General features: G+C 73.8%; 5 protein-coding genes. 1 reads left to right on the top strand and 4 read right to left on the bottom strand.

Annotated elements, in window-relative coordinates; all coding sequences use genetic code 11:
- The 4 genes from LJ221_RS22870 to LJ221_RS22855 form a co-directional block, all read right to left on the bottom strand.
- Positions 1-1177: MFS transporter (locus LJ221_RS22870; protein ID WP_241718609.1), on the bottom strand; the 1177-nt coding region annotated here is incomplete at its 3' end.
- A 182-nt stretch (positions 1178-1359) separates the two neighbouring features.
- Positions 1360-2400 carry an endonuclease/exonuclease/phosphatase family protein gene (locus tag LJ221_RS22865; protein WP_241718608.1) on the bottom strand — a complete coding sequence of 347 codons (1041 nt, stop codon included), beginning with the start codon at positions 2398-2400 and terminating at the stop codon, positions 1360-1362.
- Positions 2401-2658: 258 nt separating this feature from the next.
- Positions 2659-3246, bottom strand: a complete 588-nt coding sequence (locus tag LJ221_RS22860) for a TetR/AcrR family transcriptional regulator (protein ID WP_241718607.1) — start codon at positions 3244-3246, stop codon at positions 2659-2661.
- A gap of 20 nt (positions 3247-3266) precedes the next feature.
- The gene (locus tag LJ221_RS22855) at positions 3267-4979 is read right to left on the bottom strand and encodes an MFS transporter (RefSeq protein ID WP_241718606.1); all 1713 of its coding nucleotides are present in this window, start codon (positions 4977-4979) and stop codon (positions 3267-3269) included.
- Positions 4980-5148: 169 nt separating this feature from the next.
- On the opposite strand from LJ221_RS22855, the gene panB reads away from it, so the two are divergent.
- Positions 5149-6006, top strand: coding sequence for a 3-methyl-2-oxobutanoate hydroxymethyltransferase (panB, locus tag LJ221_RS22850; protein ID WP_241718605.1), 858 nt, complete (start codon positions 5149-5151; stop codon positions 6004-6006).
- Positions 6007-6164 lie beyond the last annotated feature (158 nt).

The following is a 6164-nucleotide window of genomic DNA, read 5'->3' as shown; positions in this document are numbered from 1 at the left end:
GCGCCTGCCGGTCCAGCGCTCCCGCCACCAGGGCGATCGCCAGGCCCGCCGCCGCCAGGGCGGCGCCCACCAGGGCCGGGGACGTCCAGCCCCAGCCGGCCGCGATGGCCGTGCCGCCGGCCCACGCGCCGCCCGCGTTCGCCAGGTTGAACGCGGAGTGGTTGGAGGCCGCGGCGAGCGTCGGCGCGTGGCGCGCCTTCTCCATCACGAGCATCTGCAGCGGTGTGGTGGTCATGAATCCCACCGCGCCGATCACCACCACGGTCGCCATCGCCGCCCACGGCACGTGGACGGTGAACCGGAAGGCCACCAGCACCAGTGCCAGCGCCCCCAGGGCCCCGTACAGAGTTGGACGCGGCGCGCGGTCGGTCAGCGGCCCGGCGGCCAGCGCTCCCAGCGTCATGCCGACCCCGAAGAGCGCCAGCACGACCGTCACCGAGGACTCGGCCATCCCCGTGACCTCGGTGACCATCGAGGCAAGGTAGCTGTAGAGGGCGAAGACGCCCGCGAAGCCGAAGACGGCCGTCAGCAGCCCGAGCAGCACCTGCCGGTCCCCCAGCGCGCCTGCCTCGCGGCGTAGTTCGCGGATCGCGCCGCCGCCGTCGCCGGTGCCGCCGTCCCGCCGCTCCAGCGGCAGGCAGGGCACCAGGGCCGCCAGCGCCCCCATCGCGACCAGTCCGATCACGGTGACGACCAGGAACGTCGCGCGCCACCCCAGCTGCTGCCCCAGCGCCGTGCCGCCGGGCACGCCGACGATGTTGGCCACGGTCAGCCCCAGGAACATCGTGGCCACGGCCCGCGCCTGCCGGCCCTCCCGCACCAGGCGGGCGGCGACGACCGCGCCGACGCCGAAGAACGCGCCGTGCGGCAGCCCGGCCAGCACTCGCCCGGCCAGCAGCGTGCCGTATCCCGGGGCGAGCGCGGAGGCGAGGTTGCCGAGGGTGAACAGGCCCATCAGGGCGATCAGCATCCGCCTGCGCGGTACGCGGACCCCGACGGCGGCCAGGAGCGGGGCGCCGATGACGACGCCGATGGCGTAGGCGGAGACGAGATGGCCGGCGGTGGGCACGGAGACGCCCAGGTCGTCCGCGACGTTGGGCAGCAGGCCCATCATCACGAACTCGGTCGTACCGATCCCGAAGGCCGCGATCGCGAGGGCGAACAGGGCCATGGGCATGGGAGAGCCTTTCGACACGGGGGCGGATGTGCGGCGGGGCGGGGTGGCGGAGCCGGTCCGCCCCGGACACGGACAAGTCTCGCAGCTTTTTGTTCCGCAACAAAACAAATAGGTGACAGCCCTGCTACGAGCAGAGGGCGGCCCGCCTCCACCGGACGGACCGCCCTCCAGGCTCCGCGGCCCTACCAGCTCACCGACGCCGCCAGCGGCAGATGGTCGCTGGCGGTCGGCGACAGCGTCCACGACGACACCGGCTCGACCCCCTTCACCATGATCTGGTCGATCCGGGCCATCGGGAACGAAGCGGGCCAGCTGAACCCGAACCCGTCGCCCGCCGCGCCCTGCGTGGAACGCATCTGTGAGGTGACGGACGCCAGCGCCCGGTCGTTCATCGTCCCGTTGAGGTCGCCCAGCAGCACCACCCGCCCGACCGGCTCCGCCGCGATGGCCTCGCCCAGCAGGTCGGAGGCGACGTCGCGCTGGCGGGCGGTGAACCCCGCCTCGAACTTCACCCGCACCGACGGCAGGTGCGCGCCGTACACGGCGACGTCCCCGCCCGGCGTGGTGACGGTGGCGCGCATCGCCCGCGTCCAGCCGATCCCTATGTCCACCGGCCGGGCGTCCTCGATCGGGTACTTGCTCCACAGCCCGACCGTGCCCTGCACCGTGTGGTAGGGGTAGGCCTCAGCCAGTACCTTCCTGTACTCCCCCACCGACCGGCCCGGCAGCTCCTGGAGGGCCAGCACCTCGGCGCCGCTGCGCGCCAGCTGACGTGCCGTACCGGCGGGGTCGGGGTTGTCGGCGTTGACGTTGTGGGTGGCCACCGTCAGGTCTCCGCCGGCGCCGCGCTTGTCGGTGACCAGGCCACCGAACATGTCCGCCCAGACCAGGGCGGGCAGCAGCAGCGCCACCAGCGCGGTGGCCGAACGGCGCAGCAGCGCGGCCAGCAGCAGCAGGGGGATCGCCAGACCGGCCCACGGCAGGAAGGTCTCCACCAGACTGCCCAGGTTGCCGATCCGGTTGGGCACCCGGGAGTGCAGCGCCATCAGCAGTGCGGTCAGCACGGAGAACAGCGCGAGCAGCAGGCCGCGGCGCCACCGGCCCTCACCGCCCGCCCGGACGAACGCGTGCCGGAGGCGGGCGGCGGTGGAGGGGCCGGGGTCGGGCCGCCGGTCCGCCGCGTCCCGCGCCGTCTCCGCCTCGGTCATGTGCACCCGTGCCATCCGCCGTCCTCACTTGCCGTCATCGCGAGGCCGCCGCCCCGGTCCGGCGTCCCGGGCGGCGGCCGGTCCTGCCTGCCGGCCGCGCCGGGCGGCCCCTACGCCGTCACATCTGCCAGGACGAACGCGGTCCTGTGGCGGGTTCCTGACCTTCCGGCAGCATCCGCCACTGTAACGAAACACACGCATTCCGGCGCGGCGTGCGGGTCCGCGCGCCCTCGCCCGCGCACCCGCGGAGCCGCCGGAAGCGCCCCGGCCCCCTCAGCCGCGCGGCCGGGCGCCGTCCAGCACCCCGTCCACGATCTGCTCGGCCAGCCCTTCGGGCAGTTCCCTCCATTCGTGCAGCAGCGCCCGCGACAGCAACGGCCCGGTGAACAGCTCGCCCAGCAGCTCGACGTCCAGGTCCGCGCGGATCACGCCCTCGGCCGCGCCGCGCCGCAGCACCGCGTGCAGCGTCTCGCGCCGGGCGCGGATCACGGTGTCGCGGTACTCCCGCCACAGCCTCGGATGGCTGTGGAAGTGGCTCATCATGGTGCGCAGCAGCGCGGAGTCCCGCTTGGCCAGGCCCTTGCGCCGCAGTCCCTCCAGGATCTCCACCAGGTCCTCCCGCACGCAGCGTCCGCGCACCTCGACCGGGGGCTCGTCCAGGGCCCGCATGACGTCCAGCAGCAGTTCGTCCCTGCCCGGCCAGCGGCGGTAGACGGTCGCCTTGCCCACGCCCGCCTCGCGGGCGATCCCCTCCATGGACAGCGCTCCGACACCGGCCCCGCGTTCCAGCAGCCGCAGGGCGGCCCCGATGATCGCCCGGTCCGCGGCCGCGCTGCGCGGCCTGCCGCGTGCCGCACGCACCGCACCGTCCCCTTCCCGCGTCACCGCTCCGCCTCCGCCTCCAGGGCGTCCCGGGAGCGCCCGGCCCCGGGCACGCCCGCGGTCTCTGCCTCTTTCCGCCCCTCCTCGTCCCCGCCGCTCCTCCCGCTCCCGCCCTCTTCCCCCGTCTCCCGCACCGCCTCCCCGCCACCCGGCGCGCTCCGCCCGCCCGGCATGAAGAGCGCTACGACGACCGCGCCGGCCAGGGCGACGGCGGCGGAGACCGCGACCGTGACGTGCATGGCGTGGACGAACGCCTCGTCGGCCCGCTCGGCCAGCGCCCGGCCCTCCGGGCCCATCCGCCCGGCCAGCGCCCGGGTGGCCTCGATGGACTCGCCCGCCGCGTGCCGGGCGCCCTTCGTCAGGCCCGGCACCCCGGCCAGTTCGCCCTCGATCCGGCTGCGGTAGGCCGTCGAGAGCAGCGAGCCGAGCACCGCGACGCCCAGCGCTCCGCCGACCTGCCGGAAGATGTTGTTGACCGCCGAGCCGGAGCCGGCCTTCTCACGCGGCAGCGACTGCATGATCGTGACCGTGACGGGCGGCACGACGCACGCCATCCCGGCGCCCTGGACGACGAAGACGACCTCCAGGACCCAGATCGGCGTGCCGGTGTCCAGCAGCAGGAACGCCGCCATGGCCGCGGCGACCGCCAGCAGGCCGGCCGTGCACGTCGCCCGGGCGCCGAAGCGCTTGACGGCCAGTTCGGCCCGGGAGGCGAAGAACAGCTGCGAGGCGGCGAGCGGGAGGAGCAGCAGGCCGGTCTGGAAGGGGGTGTAGCCGCGCACGCTCTGGGTGTAGAAGGCCATGAAGAACGTCACGCCCATCAGCACGAAGAACACCAGCGCCACGGCGGTGACGGCGGCCGAGAAGGCGGGCTCGCGGAAGTACCGGACATCCAGCGCCGGATGTTCGCTGCGCCTCTCGTGGAGCACGAAGCCGGCCAGGACGGCGAGGCCGCCGCCCACCGTGAGCAGCACCTCGGGGTCGGTGAAGTCGGCGAGCTGCCCGCCCTTGATGACGCCGTACACCAGCAGCACCAGTCCGGCCACTGACAGCAGCAGGCCCAGGGGGTCGGGGCGGCCGGGCGCGGGGTCCCTGGAGTCGGGGACCAGCACGGCCGTCGCGATCAGCGCGATGAGCACGATGGGCACGTTGACCAGGAAGACCGAGCCCCACCAGAAGTGCTCCAGCAGCAGGCCGCCGGTGGCCGGCCCCACGGCGATGGCCACGCCGACGCCCCCGGCCCAGATCCCCATGGCCCTGGGCTGCTCGTCGCGTTCGAAGACGTTCATCAGGACGGCGAGCGTGGAGGGCAGCACGAAGGCGCCGCCGACACCCATCAGCGCGCGGAAGGCGATCAGCTCACCGGGCGAGTCCGACAGCCCGGCCAGCACCGAGCCGGCGCCGAACACCACCAGGCCCGCCAGCATCACCCGCTTGCGCCCGTAGCGGTCCCCGAGCAGGCCCGAGGTGAACAGCAGTCCCGCGAAGACGAGCGTGTAGGAGTTCACCGCCCACTCCAGCTGGCTGTGGGTGGCGCCGAGGCCGGTGGGGGGCGGGGTCGCGATGGTCCTCATCGCGACGTTGAGGATCGAGTTGTCCAGGACGACGATCAGCAGGCCGAGCATCAGGATCGCCAGGATCGCCCAGCGTCTGCGGTGCACGGCCTCCGGGACCGTCGGACACGGTGGCACTTCGGGACTCACTGCACTCATCGCCACAGAATAGGACATTTACGATACGAATCCGTCTCGTATCGCCGCGCGCCCTCCGTGTCGAACCCCGGGCCCCCCTTCCCTCCCGCCCCGCGGTGGTGCCACCATGGACGCGGATCCGGGGACGCCGTGAGGGCGCCTCGAGACGACGAACACAGGAGCCGGCGCAATGACGCATGCCCAGCAGGCGGCCGACAGCAGCAAGGCGCTGTACGGCGGAACGCAGCAGCGACGCATCACCGTGAGGGACCTGGCCGCCGCCAAGGAGCGCGGCGAGAAGTGGCCCATGCTCACCGCGTACGACGCGATGACCGCGTCCGTGTTCGACGAGGCGGGCATCCCCGTCCTGCTCGTCGGTGACTCGGCGGGCAACTGCCACCTCGGCTACGACTCCACGGTGCCCGTCACCATGGAGCAGATGGCCATGATGTCCGCCGCCGTCGTACGCGGCACCCGGCGGGCGATGGTCGTCGCCGACCTCCCCTTCGGCTCGTACCAGGAGGGTCCCGTCCAGGCCCTGCGCAACGCCACCCGCCTGGTGAAGGAGGCCGGCGCCGGCGCGGTGAAGCTGGAGGGCGGCGAGCGCTCCCTGGCCCAGACCGAGCTGCTGGTGCGGTCCGGCATCCCCGTGATGTCCCACCTGGGCCTGACCCCGCAGTCGGTCAACGCGCTGGGCGGCTACTACGTCCAGGGCCGCGGCGACGAGGCCGCCCACCGGCTCCTGCGCGACGCCAAGGCCGCCCAGGACGCGGGCGCCTTCGCCCTCGTCCTGGAGATGGTCCCGGCCGAGCTGGCCGCCGAGGTCACCCGCTTCCTGGGCATCCCGACCATCGGCATCGGCGCCGGCCCGGACTGCGACGCCCAGGTGCTGGTCTGGACGGACATGGCCGGCATGACCGCGGGCCGGATGCCGCGCTTCGTCAAGCAGTACGCGCGGCTACGCGAGTCGCTCGGCGACGCGGCGCGCGGGTTCGCCCAGGATGTGGTCGGCTCCGCCTTCCCCGCCGAGGAGCACACCTTCCACTGACCGGCGGCGGCCGGCCCTCCCCCACCGGCCCGCCACCGGTCTCCCCGCGGCGGCCTGGTCCCAATCCTGGTCATCCCGTCCGGCACTTGGTACCGGCACGTTGCCCGCGTGCCCGGCCGCCGCCTCGACCTCGTGAAGGTGGCGGAGGCACACGGAAT

Origin of the sequence: Streptomyces sp. CNQ085 (assembly GCF_022614595.1) — a bacterium.
Classification (GTDB): domain Bacteria; phylum Actinomycetota; class Actinomycetes; order Streptomycetales; family Streptomycetaceae; genus Streptomyces.
This window is presented reverse-complemented; position numbering and strand designations above follow the sequence as displayed.